At 31.2% G+C, this 17,777-nt stretch carries 21 protein-coding genes; 9 read left to right on the plus strand and 12 right to left on the minus strand.

The window, feature by feature from the left end:
- Window positions 1-24: 24 nt before the first annotated feature.
- Complete coding sequence (locus tag KXJ69_RS13765; protein WP_219050570.1) at window positions 25-1,122, minus strand: adenylate/guanylate cyclase domain-containing protein; 1,098 nt, start codon at window positions 1,120-1,122, stop codon at window positions 25-27.
- Between the two features lie 367 nt (window positions 1,123-1,489).
- Between KXJ69_RS13765 and KXJ69_RS01485 the strand changes: the two genes are divergently transcribed.
- The 9 genes from KXJ69_RS01485 (at window position 1,490) to KXJ69_RS01525 (ending at window position 7,194) form a co-directional block, all read left to right on the plus strand.
- Complete coding sequence (locus KXJ69_RS01485; RefSeq protein WP_255571145.1) at window positions 1,490-2,068, plus strand: Crp/Fnr family transcriptional regulator; 579 nt, start codon at window positions 1,490-1,492, stop codon at window positions 2,066-2,068.
- A 73-nt stretch (window positions 2,069-2,141) separates the two neighbouring features.
- Window positions 2,142-2,861 (plus strand): GNAT family N-acetyltransferase, encoded by a 720-nt coding sequence (locus KXJ69_RS01490; protein WP_219050574.1) that lies wholly within the window; start codon window positions 2,142-2,144, stop codon window positions 2,859-2,861.
- A gap of 38 nt (window positions 2,862-2,899) precedes the next feature.
- The gene (locus KXJ69_RS01495; RefSeq protein ID WP_219050576.1) at window positions 2,900-3,577 is read left to right on the plus strand and encodes a VOC family protein; all 678 of its coding nucleotides are present in this window, start codon (window positions 2,900-2,902) and stop codon (window positions 3,575-3,577) included.
- Window positions 3,578-3,666: 89 nt separating this feature from the next.
- Entirely contained in the window at window positions 3,667-4,287 is a 621-nt protein-coding gene (locus tag KXJ69_RS01500; protein ID WP_219050578.1) for a hypothetical protein, read from the plus strand.
- An 11-nt stretch (window positions 4,288-4,298) separates the two neighbouring features.
- Window positions 4,299-4,700: a DoxX family protein gene (locus KXJ69_RS01505; RefSeq protein WP_219050580.1), complete on the plus strand. Its 402-nt coding sequence runs from the start codon at window positions 4,299-4,301 to the stop codon at window positions 4,698-4,700.
- A gap of 19 nt (window positions 4,701-4,719) precedes the next feature.
- Window positions 4,720-5,169, plus strand: a complete 450-nt coding sequence (locus KXJ69_RS01510; protein ID WP_219050582.1) for a DMT family transporter — start codon at window positions 4,720-4,722, stop codon at window positions 5,167-5,169.
- Between the two features lie 3 nt (window positions 5,170-5,172).
- A complete protein-coding gene (locus KXJ69_RS01515) occupies window positions 5,173-5,802 on the plus strand; it encodes an NAD(P)H-dependent oxidoreductase (RefSeq protein WP_219050584.1) in 630 nt (209 codons plus the stop codon).
- A 92-nt stretch (window positions 5,803-5,894) separates the two neighbouring features.
- Entirely contained in the window at window positions 5,895-6,470 is a 576-nt protein-coding gene (locus KXJ69_RS01520; protein ID WP_219050586.1) for a Crp/Fnr family transcriptional regulator, read from the plus strand.
- Window positions 6,471-6,684: 214 nt separating this feature from the next.
- The gene (locus tag KXJ69_RS01525) at window positions 6,685-7,194 is read left to right on the plus strand and encodes a VOC family protein (protein ID WP_255571146.1); all 510 of its coding nucleotides are present in this window, start codon (window positions 6,685-6,687) and stop codon (window positions 7,192-7,194) included.
- Between the two features lie 90 nt (window positions 7,195-7,284).
- Here KXJ69_RS01525 and KXJ69_RS01530 read toward each other — a convergent pair whose 3' ends face one another.
- From KXJ69_RS01530 to KXJ69_RS01580, 11 genes are all read right to left on the minus strand, one after another.
- Window positions 7,285-7,605 carry a hypothetical protein gene (locus tag KXJ69_RS01530; protein ID WP_219050588.1) on the minus strand — a complete coding sequence of 107 codons (321 nt, stop codon included), beginning with the start codon at window positions 7,603-7,605 and terminating at the stop codon, window positions 7,285-7,287.
- A gap of 633 nt (window positions 7,606-8,238) precedes the next feature.
- Complete coding sequence (locus KXJ69_RS01535; protein ID WP_219050590.1) at window positions 8,239-10,545, minus strand: VPS10 domain-containing protein; 2,307 nt, start codon at window positions 10,543-10,545, stop codon at window positions 8,239-8,241.
- Window positions 10,546-10,663: 118 nt separating this feature from the next.
- Complete coding sequence (locus KXJ69_RS01540) at window positions 10,664-12,214, minus strand: tetratricopeptide repeat protein (RefSeq protein WP_219050592.1); 1,551 nt, start codon at window positions 12,212-12,214, stop codon at window positions 10,664-10,666.
- A 17-nt stretch (window positions 12,215-12,231) separates the two neighbouring features.
- Window positions 12,232-12,888: an SDR family NAD(P)-dependent oxidoreductase gene (locus KXJ69_RS01545; RefSeq protein ID WP_219050594.1), complete on the minus strand. Its 657-nt coding sequence runs from the start codon at window positions 12,886-12,888 to the stop codon at window positions 12,232-12,234.
- Complete coding sequence (locus KXJ69_RS01550) at window positions 12,857-13,432, minus strand: DUF7010 family protein (RefSeq protein WP_219050596.1); 576 nt, start codon at window positions 13,430-13,432, stop codon at window positions 12,857-12,859. The genes KXJ69_RS01545 and KXJ69_RS01550 overlap by 32 nt, the downstream gene beginning before the upstream one ends.
- A gap of 41 nt (window positions 13,433-13,473) precedes the next feature.
- Complete coding sequence (locus KXJ69_RS01555) at window positions 13,474-14,361, minus strand: helix-turn-helix domain-containing protein (protein ID WP_219050598.1); 888 nt, start codon at window positions 14,359-14,361, stop codon at window positions 13,474-13,476.
- A gap of 3 nt (window positions 14,362-14,364) precedes the next feature.
- Window positions 14,365-14,778 carry a nuclear transport factor 2 family protein gene (locus KXJ69_RS01560; RefSeq protein WP_219050600.1) on the minus strand — a complete coding sequence of 138 codons (414 nt, stop codon included), beginning with the start codon at window positions 14,776-14,778 and terminating at the stop codon, window positions 14,365-14,367.
- 73 nt (window positions 14,779-14,851) lie between these two features.
- Complete coding sequence (locus tag KXJ69_RS01565) at window positions 14,852-15,316, minus strand: YHS domain-containing (seleno)protein (protein WP_219050602.1); 465 nt, start codon at window positions 15,314-15,316, stop codon at window positions 14,852-14,854.
- Window positions 15,317-15,387: 71 nt separating this feature from the next.
- Complete coding sequence (locus tag KXJ69_RS01570) at window positions 15,388-15,933, minus strand: carboxymuconolactone decarboxylase family protein (protein ID WP_219050603.1); 546 nt, start codon at window positions 15,931-15,933, stop codon at window positions 15,388-15,390.
- 176 nt (window positions 15,934-16,109) lie between these two features.
- Window positions 16,110-17,267 (minus strand): MBL fold metallo-hydrolase, encoded by a 1,158-nt coding sequence (locus KXJ69_RS01575; RefSeq protein ID WP_219050605.1) that lies wholly within the window; start codon window positions 17,265-17,267, stop codon window positions 16,110-16,112.
- Between the two features lie 44 nt (window positions 17,268-17,311).
- Complete coding sequence (locus KXJ69_RS01580) at window positions 17,312-17,776, minus strand: nuclear transport factor 2 family protein (protein WP_219050607.1); 465 nt, start codon at window positions 17,774-17,776, stop codon at window positions 17,312-17,314.
- Between the last annotated feature and the right edge of the window lies 1 nt (window position 17,777).

A 17,777-nucleotide genomic window follows, 5' to 3' on the forward strand; every position in this document is an offset into this window, starting at 1 on the left:
AACAATTTAATGAAAGAAAATAACTCAATGTATTTTTACAGTAAATAGGCTTACCTTTTCTTGTTTTCCTTTTAAGGGAATATTCCCAATGGAATTAAATTGAAACGTTGACTTTTCTTGAATATCATCCAAAACCTTTTGAGAAACCAATAAATCTGTAGAAAATTCCTTGCATAAAGATTGCATTCTTGCCGTGGTATTTAAAACATCTCCTGTAAAAAATATTTCTTTCTTTAGTGCGCCTATTTCCCCTGTAGTAACCTCCCCCACATGAATAGCAGCTTTAAATTCTGGAAAAAAATGAAATGTTTTGTGATACCAATCTTTTCTTTTTTCTAAATCGGTTTTCATATCATAAAAGCATTTAATACTTGCATCGGCTCCTTTCACTTTCTTAAGATTCCAAGTAATTACAATCTCATCCCCAATGTATTGATATACCTCCCCTTCATTATTAATAATGGCATTAGACAAATCATTGTAATAGGCTCTTAATAGTTCAAAATATTTTCGGTTGCCTAACTTCTCTGCGATGGTTGTGGAGGCTTTCATATCGGTAAACATAATGACCCGTTCCTCGTTAATGGGATTATGATACTTTCCCGTAAAAAAGTTTTTTAGCACATTTTGACCTAGGTTTTCACTTACTTCAGCATATAGCAGAGAAATTAAAAGCGAAAAGCCAATTTGCATTAGGGTGCTTAGGTGGGTAATACTAAAGAAAAAGGTGACATATTTATTCCAAACTTGAATGTCCAAAATTGAAGTATTCATTTCAATACTAGCGGCAATCATAAACATGACGAATATGATAATGCTTAAAAAAACAGTATAAATAATGAACTTATAAAATATCTTAGCTTTAAAACTATAGGTAACAAAGTGTTTTTCAAGATATACTAGCTCAATAACTCCAACTAAAAGACCTACCAGGGTTACCCCAAATGAGGCAAAAATAAATACCTGAAGATTAACATTAATGGCAGAGTCTAAGGTGTTTCCTTGAGCTCCTGATACGGCATGCTCTGAAAACAAAAAGACTAAAGAGAGAATAAACCATATAAGCCCAAAGGGAATAATTCGATTAATATTTCTCTTAGTTCTGGGTGTTAGTTTTAGCACAATTAAAAATAGTAAAAACTATAAAAAAGAAAAAAATAAAGCCTCTTGATTTCTCAAGAGGCTTTATTAGTAGCGGGAACTGGACTCGAACCAGTGACCTTCGGGTTATGAGTTCCAATCGAAAATTAACAAACCCTCTATTTACTTGGATTTCCAGTGACTCACTCCTGCTATTATGTCAAAATCGTATGCGTTAGCGTATGCGCAAAGATTATTAATTACTACAGTAAAAATAGACATTATATTATTAATTACAAAAGATCTCTAAAAACCATCTCTTTTTCAATAGTAATTTATTTTTTTTTACTTTAAACCTTTATTTTTAATGTCTTTAGAATATTTTGAAACAGTAAATTAATTAATGGTAATGAAACCAAAAGATATATTTATTACACATTTAAAAAAGAGCATTTCGATTTCAGAAAGTGACGAAATACTTGTTAGGACATATTTTATTGAAAGAGAATTAAAGAAAAAAGAAATTTTACTTTTTGCTGGAAAGGAATCGTGTCATATGCAATTTATTGCAAAAGGATCATTACGGGCATATTATTTAGATGAAGATGCCAAGGAACATATAGTACAATTTGGTATTGAAGAATGGTGGGTTAATGACTTATACAGTTACCTTACAAAAACCCCTGCTACACAGTATATACAAGCACTAGAAGATAGTATCATCTTACAAATACATAGAGATAAACTAAACGAGCTTTATGATTTAGTCCCAGCTATTGAGCGTTTTTTTAGATTGAAATTTGAAAAAGCCTATGTTGCTTTCCAAAATAGAACCATTAATTCTATGAGCAAAACAGCCGAAGAACGATACGAAGAATTTCGTACAAAATATAGAGCTATAGAACAGCGTGTGCCACAATATATGGTAGCTTCCTATCTTGGCATTACCCCCGAATTTCTTAGCGCTATCAGAAAAAAAACAATATAAATTCCTTTCTTAAGATATCTTAATTATTAGTTTTCCCTCAAGGTCTAGCTTTGTACTGTTAAATAAGAAATGTATGAACGCTAAAATCATAAATAATTTATTTGAATTTTGGGAACAAATAGGAACCTCAGCTCATTGTTTTAAAAAAGAAATTGGCTTTAAACTTACCATGCCAGAGAACAATTCATGGCCCTCTAAAATCTTCTCCTTAAATCCCCTAACCATTGATTTAAAAGATTTACGAAACCGCATTCAAAATAGTGAACTTCCGAATGCTATTGGGGTTGTCGAAGAAGAAAACACTAATCAAATATTAGTAAAGCATCACTTTAAAAAGACAAGCATTGTAAAAGCTATGTCATTAAATATTTCTCAATTAGAAAAACCAACAATTAATTTTGATAATATAAAGCAGATTGAAACTGATGAAGAAGCTTGTCATTTTGCCGAAATAGCTACAAAATCATTCGGATATGTGGTTTCACCCAAGATTATTAAAGCAATCATAAAGGAATCAAATATTAAAATGTTTTTAGGCAAACTCGAAAACGAATATGCAAGTTGTGGAATGATTTATTTAGATAAAAATGGAGAATCGGGTATCCATATGATAGGGACACTTGACAATTTTAGAGGCTTTGGGTTAGGAAAGACAATGACCCAGAAACTTATATCTGAAGCATTCAAAAATAATAGCGATTATGTATTTTTAGTAGCATCAAAACTTGGAGAACCTATTTACACTAAATTAGGCTTCCAAACCTTTGGCGCACTTGCTACGTACACTGTTTAATGACCTTCACTTGATTTATTTTTTAGTAATTTTATTTAATGAAGATTAAAAAATTACAACTGCTTACAAACAATCTTAAGGATACAAAAGAATTTTATACAGTTTCTTTAGGGCTTCAAACCATTGAAGAATCTTCAGATAAGTTTACATTACAAATTGGAAGAAGTGAGCTCACTTTTCTCAAAGCCCAAAACAACCATATTTACCATTTTTGTTTCCTAATTCCTTCAAATAAAATTATCGAGGCTTTAGAATGGTTTGAAAAAAGAGGTCGCGTCCTTTCAATTGAAAACCAGAGAAAAATACAAAATTTTGAAAGCTGGAATGCTCAGTCTTTTTATTTCAAAGATCCAAGTGGAAATATCGTAGAGTTTATAGTCAGACATGATATAGAAAATAAAAGTGATGTTGCCTTTGGTTCAGATAGTATTCTTTGTGTAAATGAAATTGGCATGCCCACAAGAGACATTCTTACTACTAATAGATTTTTAGAAAGTAAATTGACATCGAAGTTTTGGAAAGGAAATTTTAAATCATTTGGCACCCATGGATCACAAATAGGATTGCTTCTGCTTCCAAATTACCTTCTAAAAGCAAAATGGTTCCCAACGGAATTAGTAATAAAACCAGAACCCTTTAAAGCTCAATTGGAAATAAATGAAATTTTGTATTCATTAGAATACAAAAATGAAACTATTTCCATTTCTATTTTGTAACAATTTGGTTCACAAGCCTTTCTTAAGATACCTTAAGTTTTATCACCCAACTAGCCTCTAAATTTGCCTATATCAATTAGATATAGGTTATGAAAACAATTTTACAATTTATAGTTTTTATCCTTTTCGGTTTACAACTAACCCATGGGCAACTACTATCCTTTACCCCAGAAATTGTATTAGGAACAAGATCCCATACCTACCAACACTATATTAATTATTCATTCGATAGTAACTGGTCAATTAATAATGTCACACTGTTTGATGCAGAATACTTTACTGAGGGAAATACTATTTTTTTCATCAGAAATATGCTGGCATATAAAGTTAGCAAACATTACAAAATTAATGCAGGTTTTGGTGTAAAAAATCCAGGAACATTCTCAACAATAAACGGACAATATCAACTTACAAAATCAAAGTTAAAACTAAACTATTCCATAGGGACCACCTATCAAGAGGGCTTCACACTAGAGCAAAATATTAGCCTAAACTATACGCCTAGACTTACGAACACCCTAGATTTTTATTTAAGTGTCTTTGCTGTTATGAATACAGATTTTAAGATGATTAATCGTGGGATTCAGCAAGTAAAAATTGGGGTTAAAAAGGGAGATATTATGTTCGGGCTTGCAGGCAATCTAGATCAATTTAACAATACTTCAAAGACCCTCGAAAACTATGGAGTATTTATAAAATATAACTTTTAAAACTAAATATTATGAATCAAAAACAACACATCGGATTATTTTTATTAAGAGCTAGTATTGCTTTTACCATGCTTTTATATGGTATTAATAAATTAATTTTTGGCATTGAATACATAAAAGATTTGTTGGATCAATATGGCCTTCCTACATTTTTAAGCTACGGGGTTTTTATTGGTGAAATAATTGCTCCCATCCTCATTATTATTGGATTAAGAGCCAAATTGGCAGGGCTTTTTTTTGGTATATTTTGCTTTATAGCCATCTTATTGGATCGAATTCCAGATGTTTTGAGTTTAAACGAAAATGGCGGTTGGTCAATAGGATTGATTTTCATCTACATGATATTTGGCTTAAGTATATTTTTTATTGGGGCAGGCAAATACGCCTTGTCAACTTCTAACAAGTGGGATTAAGCAATTTTAATAAACTATTATGAAAATATTCTCATTCTACATTCTAGCCTTAATGGGCGGTGTTTTTTTGGCAGTTCAAGCTGGGTTTAATTCTCATTTAGGAGGACTTTTAAAACAACCGATTCTTGCAGTAATTGCAACTTCCATTAGCAGTGTGGTATTTGGGAGTATTTTATTCCTACTAATAGGAAAAATAAATTTCCACACAATAACATTTACGAATATCCCATGGTATTTATGGTTTATAGGTGGCCTTTTTAGTGTTCTTGGAATTTCCTTGTATTTCTATACAATTCCACGTCTTGGCATTTCAAAAATGATTGCTTTAGGACTATTTGGGCAGCTCATTTTCTCACTAATTGCAGGAAAGTATGGCTGGTTGAATTTACCTATAGAACCTCTTACTATGAAAAGAATTTTAGGTGCAATAGCTATGACTATTGGAATTATATTAATTAATACAAAATAAAAAATGGAATTATTAAAAAACTTAGAATGGCGTTATGCCACAAAAAAATTTGATACTACTAAAAAAGTGTCCAATGAACATTTATCCAAACTAAAAAAGGCAATTCAACTTTCAGTTTCATCTTATGGATTACAGTTGTATAAAGTACTTATTGTAGAAGACCCAAAAATAAGAAAACAACTCTTGCCTGTCTCTTGGAATCAAAGTCAAATAATAGATGCTTCTCACCTATTTGTTTTTTGTTATCACAAAAATCCTACTCCAGAAATGATTGATATATTTATTAAACAAACCGCAGATGAACGTCAATTAGACTTAGAAAGGTTAAATGGATATGGAGACTTTATAAAACAAAAAATTGAGGAAAAATCTCAAGAAGAAAAAACAAGCTGGTTAAAATCTCAAACCTATTTGGCATTAGGAAATTTGTTAAATGCTTGTGCCGAATTAAAAATTGATGCTTGTCCAATGGAAGGTTTTGAAGCAGAATCGTACAACGAGATATTAAATCTGAATGAAGAAGGGTTGTGCGCTGCTGTTATTGCTCCTATAGGGTACAGGCATAAAGAGGATAATACGCAAGCTTTACCCAAGGTTCGCAAACCAATAGAAAAACTATTTTCAGTGATTTAATCGTTTTTACTTTAGTATTTTAAATAAAGGTTTGGGTTTGTACCCAAACCTTTTTTAATTTAGCTTAGTTTTTAAGATATCCCTTTGACGAAATGGAAAATAAAATTTCCGATCTTATCTCCAGATTTTTAAGCCTTAACAAGGAAGAGCGTAATGCTTTTGAAGAATGTATCCCCATTAAATCGTTTAAAAAAGGGACAATACTTTTAAAGGAAGGCCAGATTTCTAGGGAATCTTATTTTGTAATAAAGGGATGTGTTAGAAAATTTTACTTGGTGGATGGTGAGGATAAAACTACCTCCTTTTATATTGAAGACGAATCTGTAGCATCATTACAAAGCTATAAGAATAAAACACCAGCAAATCATTACTTTGAATGTGTAGAGGATTGCAAATTAGCCGTATTAACATACGAAAAGGAACAAGAATTGTTTCAACGAGTCCCCAAGTATGAAACCCTATGCAGAATGACCATGGAGGAAGACTTTGGTGATCAACAAGAAGAACAAGCAAGGTTTATTACTTCTAATCCTGAAACTCGATATAAACTCCTCATTGAGACCCGACCAGATTTAGTACAACGTGTACCACAATACCATTTGGCAAGTTATTTGGGTGTAAAACCGGAATCTTTGAGTCGCATTAGAAAAAGAATAGCGAAAAAATAGATTTTCTTTAATTAAAATATTCTACCCTTACTTATTTGTAAATAAAACAAACCTATACTTCTATAATGATGTGTAAATTATTAAAGTAAGTATGAATAATAATTTGAACTATAGTTATCAATACTATTTGCACTTTTCTTAAAGTATCTTAATAGATAAGAATCTGTTTCTAAATAATTTTACAATCCTATAATCCTTTTTAAAAACAACAAACATGAATTTAGAATTTCATAAAAGAATCTTTGCAGTATTTATGGCAAGCATAGCCCTACTAGTTACTTTAGAACTTTATAGTTCGAATTTACGAAACTCTGGTAATCAAGGAAGTGCTATCAATCCTCCTAATATGACAATGAGGCTAGAATTATTTACATCGAACATAGAACAAACGGTGAATTTTTATAAAAACGTACTTGGTTTTAAATCCTTAAAATCCTCTATTTCCACCTATCAACCCATTCAGAATGGACAAGTTGTATTAGGAATAGGGCTGATAGAAAACCTCGGAAATGATCATTATTTTAATCCCAATCAAATTGATATTCAATACGGTTTTGGAGTGGAAATAGTATTGGAAGTGGAAGATATAAAATTCATATATAATAAAGTTAAGATGGCTGATATTGAAATTGAAAGTGAACTTAAAAAGCAACCTTGGGGACTAACTGACTTTCGTTTAGTAGACCCTAATGGATACTATATTCGAGTTACTTCAAAAAAATAATAATATTTTCGCAATCTATTTAATCTTAATTAAAAGGAAGCCCTAGGAATTATTTCTAGGGCTTCCTTTTAATTACTAATAATCTTGGTACTATTCTTCTCTTTTAATCACTTTTACCGTTTTATAATCTACCATTCCAAGGGAAAGGATTCGTAACCATAAACTAGATTTCGTTTCAATAGTATACTTTTCTGCATTCATTTCATCAACAAGTGCTTTTACATCACTCTCTTTTACATTAATACCAATAATGTGTAAATCACTTGTTTTTTTAAAGGTTAACTCCTTTGTTTTTTCTCCAAATACTTTCCCGCCATTTTCAAATGGCTCAGTTTCTGTATTCACTGCAAATTGTTGCACCGAACAAGATGTTATAGTTAAACACAATAACATCCAAAATACTAATTTCATTAAATTCATAATTTTTAAATTTTTAATCTTACAAAAGTATCAAGGGATTAAAATTCAAACATTGACTTAAGTTAATAATGAAAGGTCAAATCCAAATAAAAGAAGCCGGATTTAACATCCGGCTTCTTACCCAACTAACTATTAATCAAAATCACTAATTAAAAACTTAATTAGTTTTTTTTAATGTTACTATTAATCTTTCATTTCATTTTTTGGTATCGAAAAATAGCTTGGTAAAATAATTATAGCTGTTTACAAACCAATAAATAATAATTCTAAACGAATTAGAAATTACTTGCCCTTACTTGATTGCTTTTTTATCACATAAAATTTTATTCCACAAAAACTCTTTATTAAAAAGCCAGACATTACATCTGGCCTTTTACATAACTAACCAATTAATCTAAAAATCACTAATCAAAACTCAATTAGTTTTCCTTCAAAGTCTCTATTATCTTATCACTTTTAATTTTTTTTATTTCAACATTATTAAATGACAGAGTATTCTTCTTAGCTGTTGCTAGAGTCAAAAAAATAGGAAGGAACCCATCCATTCTTACCAACCGGCAAGTTCCTTTTTTTACTACGGCATAATAATATTTCTGATTAACGGTTGTCACTGATAACAATAAATTATTGTTTAATAACTCGCTTAAGGAATGTCCCTCCTGAATCTGTGGTTACATTCAGTAAATAAACCCCATTAGAGAGTCCAGACATATTGACTTCAGCATTATTGGAAACTTCAATAATCTTTTTTCCAGTTAAATCATAAACAGATATAGCTTTAGGCGAAACACCCGATACCATTACAGAAACTACATTGGTTGTTGGGTTTGGAAAAACAGAAATATCTTGGTTTGAAAAATGATTCTCTTCAATTTCTAGCACCTGCAGGTCTATGGTATACTTTAACAATCCCAAATCTACACTTCCAATATAGACGTCTGCACTTTCTTCATTGAATTTAACCGTAGAAGCAGCCGATCCAATAGATAATAATTCATCATTATCTACAACATCCCAAGTCTGTCCAGCATCCATTGAATAAATTAATCCAAATTCAGAATCTCGAGAACTGTGAATCATTCCAACCAAATGTCCATCATTATAGCTGGAATGATGAATTTGATGAACAAGCTCATTGTAAATTTGACTCCAAGAAGCACCACCATCTAGGGATGTAAATATTCCTCTATTGGTTGCAATAGACAATTGATCATTATTAAATGGATTTGAATCCATATGCAAGATTAGATCTATTTGTGGGTCTAAAAATTCAATACCGACATTAGACAAATTCCAAGTACTTCCAAAATCTTCAGTTTTATATACTTTCGTTCCTAAGGTGATTATTACATGACCTTGGTTATTTGGATCAAAATAAATACCTCTAATTATTCCATTCTCGGGTAAGGAAATATTACTTGTTATTATGGAATTTAAGTCACTTACATCTGCACGTTTGAGTTGAGCATTTCCAGCTGTATCAGAAAAAGCAAACCAAATAACACTTGTATCAAAAGGATCTGTTCCCGTGGCGTCCAAAGAATTCATCCAAGTATTAAGAACTTGATGCTTGTTTTGACCGTGGTCAATACTTATTTTGAGGTCTGATCCAAACCATCCTCCACTTAATGTAAAAATTCTTCCCTCTATAGCTTCATCAATAAATAGCTTTGGAGCATTCCCTTGAGTAAACCAATCAAGTGGCAGAATATCAAAGCTAGCTTCATTTTCAGTAGTTAAATTTCTATTTATGTATCCATATTGAACCCCATAATATAAATGACCATCTCCTTCAGGAAATAACCCAATAGAACCTGTAGAAAGGAAGAAATTGTTTTTAGCCCAATTTAAGGTTATACCTCCATCATTCGAAAATTGTGGGTGATAATCACTGTTAATAAATACTTCATTCTCATTATAGGGATTAAATGAAAGGTTTGTACCATAATAATATCCGTGAATATTACTAGTATCATGAACATAATTCTCCCAAGTAATTCCGTTGTCTGTGGAAATAGCAATTTCATTTTCTTCTAAAACCATGATACTATTTTCAACCTGTGGATTAAAGGCAATAAAAGTAATGTCATTCAATTGTTCATCTGTCCAAGAAATGGGTACCGTTTGCCAGTTTTCTCCACCGTCTACAGAACGATATAAGTTTTCTATTGTACTTCCAAAGCTAATCCCTGTACCAGCATAAATTACGTTGGTATTATGCGGATTAAAAACCACTGGAGCCAAAACAATACCTTCTAATTTTTCAACCCAGGTTTGTCCTCCGTCAAATGACTGAAATAATCCACCATCAACACCTGACGGACCTAACCCTCTGGTAAGTATAAGGTGCTCTGGATTACTTGGGTTTATCGTTACACTATTAATAGCAACATTATCGTGCTCAGATTTTGTGTAAACTAAATCCCAATTTTGACCTCCATCTGTTGTATAGTATGTGTTCTCTAAAGTGCCAAAGTCAATTCTGGTATTCATCAAAATGACATTTGGGTCTGCATCATAAATACTATATGACTTTATATATTTATCTCCAGAAGTGTAGGGAATTTCTATTTCATCAATAATAGTATTTGAATTTAAATCCAGTATTAAAATTGTATTATTTGATGAACCTATATTATACTTAATAAAACTCAATGCTGTATTATTTCGAGTGAGTTTTAAATTTTTGAATGTGGTAACCTCTTGTACCGACATAGAAAATAATACTTCCCAGTTTTGACCATTATCATTAGACACTAGAATATGGTTATACAGGGTTGTTGCATATAATTTATTTTCAACCGAAGGGTCATACGTAATATTAAAAATTCTTCCGTAGTCAGACGACCCTATAGCCTCCAATTGGGCAAATCCTCTTTGAAAAAATGAGAGACCCAAAACCAAAATAAGCCAAGTAAATTTGTTTTTCATTGTTATTTGTTTTTAAATATGATTTACGGGGCGAAATTGAGGAATTGGTGGTTCTAGGAAGAATTTTACACACGAATTAATAGGACATGTTAGAATAAAAAGTGTGACATGTAATTCTTTATTGCAATTGAGAGAGGTACTGATACAAATTAGAAGTATCCTTTAAACCCAGTTTTTTCCCAATGCGTTCCTTTCGTTTTCTACACGCATCTGGGGTAATGTTAAACATGGTTGCAATTTCCTTAATTGAAAGATTCATGTATAAATAAGAAATGAATCGGATGTCGTTAGTATTTAATGAGGGATGTTTTTCTTTTAAAGTTTTTAAGAACCCATAATTTGCTTCTTCAAAATGAATCAAAAAATCGTTCCAACCTGCATCATTTTTTAAATGAGTCTTTAACTGAAGCATCAAATTTTTTAATTCACTATTACTAGCTAAATCTTTATATGATTTAATTGTTTGTAAAACTTCTTGAAGCAATTCATTTCTGCTTGCCATATTCAAGGCTCTGACCGTTAACTTCCTGTTTTTAGATTCCAATTCATTTTCAAGTTCCAACATTTTAATCTTTTGATCTCTTTCAGAAATGATTCTCTTTTGTTTATATCTTGAAATATTCATTTTCCATGCCCAAATGGAAAGTAAAAGCAATAACACAAAAGAACCTATTAGTATATAAAACACCTTACGTTCTGCATTAAATTTTCGAGTATTATCTTCAAGCTCTTTTTCATAACGCTTGATATCGAATTTCACTTTATTTCCTTCAAACTGATTTCTACTTTTAACTTTGAAAAGGCTATCTTTTAAAGTAATAACCGAATCTCCATAAACCCGTGCTTTTTCAAAATCTTTTGAACCGTAGTTGAGTAATGAGAGCTGTTCGTATACTTTAATTAGAGTTTCTAAACTACCATAAAAAGACTTTGCTTTTAATCCATACTGTTTAGCACGCAACAAATCACCTTCTTTTTGATAGATATTCGAAAGAATTAGATAGGCCTCAGATTGATGTTCCAATAGCCCAGCATTATTTAATTCTGGAATCAATGAGTTAATTAAATTAATTGCCTCTTCCAGATTCCCCTTTAAATATACATTCTCCGCTAATGCAAATTTACCTTGAAGAAATATGGCCTTGTCATTATGGAGAAGAGGGAACGCCATATCTAAATACTGATTCGCCTTATCTAAATTCCCTAATTTATTATGAACAAGACCTAAGTTTATCGCGTAAATACCTTTTTTAACTGTTTCATTATACTCATTGGCAATGGTGTATGCCTTTGAAAAATAGTTTTCAGCTTCTTTATACTTCTTCTCCTCAAAAGATAAAATTCCCACATTATTTAAAACGACCATTTCCTTTCGTGGGCTTAAATAATCTAAAGCAACATTATATGCTGCTAAATAGTTCTCCAACGCCTCTCCATAATCTGATAATTGATAATAGTTAGCACCTATATTATTTAGTGCCAAAAACTGTTCTTCATACCATTTATAGGTAATGGCCATATTTTGGGCATTGATGAGTAATTCTAAGGATTTAACATGTTCCTTATTGTGCAAGGCCTCAATGGCTGTTTGAATCATTTCTTGACATTGCTCTCTAGATTTTTCAAGAGGACTAAATACTAATAATAAAACAATAAAAAATAACTTCATTTAATCTCCTTTTCTACCTACCAACTTCTAGCTTTTCCTTTATTCCAAAACTGACCCGATTTCACATTACTATTTAACAAATTGAAAATATCATTTGCTGCTGCTTGAGGTTTACGATTAGCCTCAAGCCCACCCATATCGGTTTGCGTCCACCCTGGATCTAGAGAGGAAACCTTAATTTGCTTTTCTTCCAATCGTTTTGCCAACAATTTAGTGTACATATTTAAAGCAGCTTTAGACATTTTATAATGGGGCTGAAATTCATCAAAGTTTTGCTCGCTAAATGAACCCCAATCTGAGGTAATATTTACAATATGCGCATTGGTGTTTAACTTTGGTATTAACTTTTCGGTTAACTCAATAGTTCCAAATAGATTAATGTTGAAAGTACTTTTTAATTGTACCATATTTATAGTAGAAACATCCCATTTTTCAATTAAAATGCCTGCATTATTGATTAAGAAATCAATGTGTATATTGCCTATTTTCTCAACAAAATTAGCAATAGAATTACTGCTTGACAAGTCTAATTTTAAACATTGAAAATTTGGATGTTTAAGTGGATGATTACCAGAAGTGGAGCTTCCAATAATTTTATAATTATGGGCAATTAATAACTCGGCAGTGGCTAATCCAATACCTCTACTGGACCCTGTAACAATTCCGTATTTCATAACACGTCTTTTTATTCTTTTTCGTTAATATAATGAGCGTAATGATGTAAATAATCAAAATACAAATTGGAATTATCAGAAATCTTTGTTCTGGAAATACAACCCAAAAAATTAAAATTGAAACTGTTCGTATAACGACATGAAATATACCCACCCAATGCTTTATAACCTTTGAAAATTGAATCCAATGGATTCCTGTAAGTAATCCAATGGTTAAAGGCAGTGATGTATATTCTATTATAAAGAAAGGAATAACAATAGCATAGATTAATGAAGCTTTAATCATAGCATATAAAAACAAGCCATTAAACATTTTTTTAGGCTCTATTTTGTCCAAATAATTTTCACCTGTAAATTTTGAAATAAAAAGGGCTACATAAACGATGCTTGAGGAAGCAATTAATAACACCCAAATGGTTATACTATTAGGCAAAAACATTCCTGAAATACTTACTAAAAGCCAAGCAATTAAACCCGAAAATGGCATCGCTAAAAATTTTCTTTTTGCAAATTCGATACGTTGTTCTTCTAAGGGTATATTCATGACTTTAGTCAAATACACTATTAATGAATTTAAGGTTTAGTCTAATTAGCTTCAGAAGCTTTGTTAAAACCAACGGTTTCTCTATAAAGTTGTGGAGAAACATCAACATTTTTTTTAAAAAATCTGCTAAAATAGTATTCGTCATTATAACCTAATTCATAAGCAATTTCCTTTATTGTTTTATTAGTTAAGTATAATTCCCTTTTAGCTTCAATTATTATACGTTCAGAGATTAAATCAGTTAAGGTTTTATTAAAATGAGCTTTGGTTAGTCTTGTTAGTGCTTTTGGCGTAATCGCCAGCATATTAGCATATTCACTAGCTGTATGCTTTGTTTTATAGTTTGATTCTATGAAATTTTTAAGATTTTGTAATATAAATGGCATTTCACTTGTATCATTTAATTTTTCTACATCTTCTTGCTGACTTGCTTTTAATCTCGATGCGTTAATTAAAAAAATTTTTAAGTAGGAGATTAACAATTCATACTGTGCTAAAGCTGGATTTTGCAATTCGTTTTTCAATTGTGCTATAATCCCTTTAAAATTGTTCTTTGTCTTCTTGTCAACTTTTACCAACGGTGGGCTATAAATATTATTGAATAAAACTCCATTACAAGCTACTTCCTCATGATGCTTGTGGATACAAAAGAAATCTGGATGAAAGTTAATACACACAGCTTGTACTTCATCTGAAGTGTTGATCATAAAGGGTTGATAAGGGGAAAAAGAGAGTAATGTATCCTTTTTGAAAGTATATTCAGAAAAATCAGCCTTTACAGTACCCTCACCTTTAGTAATCCAAATAAGTGAATAATAATTCATTCTTTGAATATGGTCATAAGGATTTTCATTTTCAACAAATTGTAATTTGAATGCTAGATTTCCTGTTTTTGGATTGATAAGTGTGTAGTTGTTTTTCTGCATCATACTTTAAATTAAAACTCTATCAGTTTCTTCAATCTTTAAATCATTTATACTGGCAAAACGCTTTTGCATCAATCCATTTTTATCAAATTCCCAAAGTTCATTGCCATAGGCTCTGTACCATTGGTCGTTTTCATCTTGAAATTCATACTCAAATTTAACTGCCATTCTATTTTTTCTAAAACCCCATAGTTCTTTTTTTAATTTATAATTTCGTTCTTTTTTCCATTTTTCAGTTAAAAATTGAACTATTTCTTTACGGCCATTTATAAATTGGGTTCTGTTTCTCCATTCAGAATCAACAGTATAGGCTTTTGAAATTTGTATTGGGTCTTTAGTATTCCAAGCATCTTCTGCTTTTTGTACTTTTTCAAGCGCAGTTTCCAAGGTAAATGGTGGAAGTGGATATTTTTTTTCCATAGTAAATAAATGTTTTTTAATCTTTTATAAATTAGGCCGCACTATACATAATTTTGTATAGCACAGCCTAAATTTAATTTGATTTATTGATCTTGTCCCAATTCTTATGAGCCGCTTTTATCAATCTTGAGGTTTCTGCCTCCCATGGTTCCAATGTATTGAATGGTGCGCCATTAAAAGGACCGTTGAAGAAGAGGTATAACTTCCCATCCACAATATCAAAGGTCTCTGGATTAATCGGGAATTTTGTTTCTTTTTCTCCTACGCCCCATGCACAATATCCATCAAACTGAGGAAGGTATTTTTTAGGTGCTTTTTTGAAAGCATTACTATTTGTAATGTTGGCAAAATAATAAGTAACACCATTATATTTTGCAGAATAGCTCTCAAGACCCTTTTCAGCTTTACCTGAAAAATAGGCTACAACGTCATATCCACCAATGGCCAGACCGTTATCATCTACAGGAGCGATTTGCGCCAGTGAGATAGAAGCCATTGAAATGGCAATTACTAATATTATATTTTTAATCGTTTTCATTATATTTGATTTTTAAGTTAAAAGTGGGGAACATGAAAATTTCTGTTTGCCACTCTAAATTATTATTTGATTTACAAACTTTCCGCTATTGGAAAATCTACAGGCACTTTTGTTAGGTTGTGCAAATAGTTCATTGCTGTTTTATCACTTATTTGAAGGATTAAATCAACCAAAGTTTCTTTGGTATATCCTTGAGCAAAAAAATCTTCAATATTTCGTGCATTCGCATTACCTTTATTTTTGGTAATGTCGGCTGCCAATTTTACTAAGGCATCCAGTCTAGCATTTTCGCTTTTACCTTTACGAATGTTTAATAATTGCTCATCGTCAAATCCATTCATTTTTCCCAAAACTATATGTGCACTTTGACAATAAATACACCCATTGATCTGGCTTACAATTAGGTTTACTGCTTCTTTTTCCTTATTCGATAATGAGGTTTTGGCGTTTTGAAAATCTAAATACCTTTTTAATCCGTGGTCTGAATATGCTATCGTTGCATAAAGGTTTGGTACAAACCCCAACGCTTTGTTTAAACCGTCGAAAATTTCTTGGTTATTAGATGATACTTGTTCTCTTGTAGGAACTTTAAATTCTGTTTTTACTAAATTTTCCATTTCTATGTATTTTAAAATTGTATGTCAATATTGACGCTACAAAGTTGATGAAGAATACAATGGCTTAAAATGGATAATTCTCGTTAATGGATGGACGATTTTCCTTAACTAAAAAATAATTTAGCAAATTTCTTTTTGCAAATTCGATATGTTGATTTTTTAAAGATTCCATAATGTCAATTAGTTTTGACTTTTATATATTTTCCTTGGGTTATAATATTAAACCACCAACCGTTTTTTTCTAAAATTGTTGATAAGCTCTCTACTTCACCATTTGAAGACAACTTAAATTTTAAATAATCATTGGAAGTTGGTCCTTTAAAATCAAATGTACCCTTATTAATAGGTTGCAGTTCAAAATGAAAAGCACCTTCTTGCCTTGCAAATAGTTTTCCATCTTCAAAAACAATTTCAATCACCATTGCATCTGTTAATTGGTAAACTCCAACGTAGGACATTAATTCATTTTGTGTTAATTTAAAATTGTTATTAAAATCTACTTCCAACAATTCTTGTATTTGATACTTTAAGTAAGCCTTTAATTTAGGATAGGCCTCTAAACCCTTAACGATCTCATTCAATTTAGGATCTAATGACATCTCTTCTGCACTTAAACCTTTTTCATATAAGTGACCAACAACTTTTGCGAATTTTGTGTAAATCGCTCTATTTGTCATCAATCGATTTTTATTTCCAAAATAGAAATGAGGATTTTTTGACGTGTTTCCAGAAACAATAATCGTATTTTCATCGCTCAATGAAATCGCCATATCAATCCCTTTTAAAACACCATTTAGTCCATTTGGCCCAGTATAAGTTAGCCAATTGGTTTTAAAACCATCGCTCATAAACAACACATTGCTTTTTTCTAAGTGAACATCAATATGGTCAAGGGTATGTGAGGGTGTATGGTATGCTGTAACGACTTCATTACCTATTGGAATAGAGATAGAATCTTTAAAAAGGATGTCGTGATCCGCTGTTGAATACTTCATATTGTAATGCGATACTATTGTAGCACCTTTATCTGCAAAATATGTATTGGCATGATGGTTATATGGATCTGAATCACTATTAATGATATAGGTAATAGGCAAGTCTGTAATTTTTTGGATTTCCTTTTCTAAAGATGATGCACTATTCATCATCATAGAATTAATAAGCAACACTTGATTATTACCTATAACCACTCCTAAGTTTCCATTGGCATTACCTTCCCATAGTTCAGTTAAAATAAAGACGTTCTCATTTACTTTTTTGACATCGTATTTAGCTTGCGCAACTAATTGTGGTGCAAACAAAAAAGCATAATAAATACTTAAAATATGTGCCAATTTCATAATTACATAGTCTTTTTATTAAGTCTAAAAACCATTTGCTACCAATATTCTTTAATCATAAAAATCTTTCCATTCTTAAACTCGAAAAGTGCCATTTGTTCGTCACTTGCAACCATTTTACCATTTTCTTTTGTGACGAAGCGTTTACTTACTGTAATGGCATTTAACCCATAAATAATGTTCTCGATTTTTATGTCAATAACACTTCCATCGTAGCCTCCATTCTTTTGATTACGTTTGTAACCATTATAGAGGTCTTCACGTGTATAAACGCCACCATAATTTGGGTGCACATAGGTAAAATCATCAGTAAACAGTTCAAAGATGTTATCGATGTCTTTTAAGGTAGAGCTTTGCTGAAATACCTTTAGGTTTAGCTTGTAATATTGATTTAACACATAGTTTAGCGAATCTTTATGAGTATCCAAGTTATTTTCCTGTGCTTGGGCTAAATGAAGTCCTCCAAACAATAGTGTTATTAAAATGATAAATCTAATTTTCATA

It is taken from the genome of Halomarinibacterium sedimenti, assembly GCF_019312585.1.
Classification (GTDB): Bacteria; Bacteroidota; Bacteroidia; order Flavobacteriales; family Flavobacteriaceae; genus Halomarinibacterium; species Halomarinibacterium sedimenti.

Excerpts from the sequence above, each read along its gene's own strand:
- KXJ69_RS01485 (WP_255571145.1), top strand. The coding sequence starts at position 1,490 with ATGAAACCAAAAGATATATTTATTACACATTTAAAAAAGAGCATTTCG.
- KXJ69_RS01490 (WP_219050574.1), top strand. The coding sequence starts at position 2,142 with ATGAACGCTAAAATCATAAATAATTTATTTGAATTTTGGGAACAAATA.
- KXJ69_RS01495 (WP_219050576.1), top strand. The coding sequence starts at position 2,900 with ATGAAGATTAAAAAATTACAACTGCTTACAAACAATCTTAAGGATACA.
- KXJ69_RS01500 (WP_219050578.1), top strand. The coding sequence starts at position 3,667 with ATGAAAACAATTTTACAATTTATAGTTTTTATCCTTTTCGGTTTACAA.
- KXJ69_RS01505 (WP_219050580.1), top strand. The coding sequence starts at position 4,299 with ATGAATCAAAAACAACACATCGGATTATTTTTATTAAGAGCTAGTATT.
- KXJ69_RS01510 (WP_219050582.1), top strand. The coding sequence starts at position 4,720 with ATGAAAATATTCTCATTCTACATTCTAGCCTTAATGGGCGGTGTTTTT.
- KXJ69_RS01515 (WP_219050584.1), top strand. The coding sequence starts at position 5,173 with ATGGAATTATTAAAAAACTTAGAATGGCGTTATGCCACAAAAAAATTT.
- KXJ69_RS01520 (WP_219050586.1), top strand. The coding sequence starts at position 5,895 with ATGGAAAATAAAATTTCCGATCTTATCTCCAGATTTTTAAGCCTTAAC.
- KXJ69_RS01525 (WP_255571146.1), top strand. The coding sequence starts at position 6,685 with ATGAATTTAGAATTTCATAAAAGAATCTTTGCAGTATTTATGGCAAGC.
- KXJ69_RS01530 (WP_219050588.1), bottom strand. The coding sequence starts at position 7,605 with ATGAAATTAGTATTTTGGATGTTATTGTGTTTAACTATAACATCTTGT.
- KXJ69_RS01535 (WP_219050590.1), bottom strand. The coding sequence starts at position 10,545 with ATGAAAAACAAATTTACTTGGCTTATTTTGGTTTTGGGTCTCTCATTT.
- KXJ69_RS01540 (WP_219050592.1), bottom strand. The coding sequence starts at position 12,214 with ATGAAGTTATTTTTTATTGTTTTATTATTAGTATTTAGTCCTCTTGAA.
- KXJ69_RS01545 (WP_219050594.1), bottom strand. The coding sequence starts at position 12,888 with ATGAAATACGGAATTGTTACAGGGTCCAGTAGAGGTATTGGATTAGCC.
- KXJ69_RS01550 (WP_219050596.1), bottom strand. The coding sequence starts at position 13,432 with ATGAATATACCCTTAGAAGAACAACGTATCGAATTTGCAAAAAGAAAA.
- KXJ69_RS01555 (WP_219050598.1), bottom strand. The coding sequence starts at position 14,361 with ATGATGCAGAAAAACAACTACACACTTATCAATCCAAAAACAGGAAAT.
- KXJ69_RS01560 (WP_219050600.1), bottom strand. The coding sequence starts at position 14,778 with ATGGAAAAAAAATATCCACTTCCACCATTTACCTTGGAAACTGCGCTT.
- KXJ69_RS01565 (WP_219050602.1), bottom strand. The coding sequence starts at position 15,316 with ATGAAAACGATTAAAAATATAATATTAGTAATTGCCATTTCAATGGCT.
- KXJ69_RS01570 (WP_219050603.1), bottom strand. The coding sequence starts at position 15,933 with ATGGAAAATTTAGTAAAAACAGAATTTAAAGTTCCTACAAGAGAACAA.
- KXJ69_RS01580 (WP_219050607.1), bottom strand. The coding sequence starts at position 17,776 with ATGAAAATTAGATTTATCATTTTAATAACACTATTGTTTGGAGGACTT.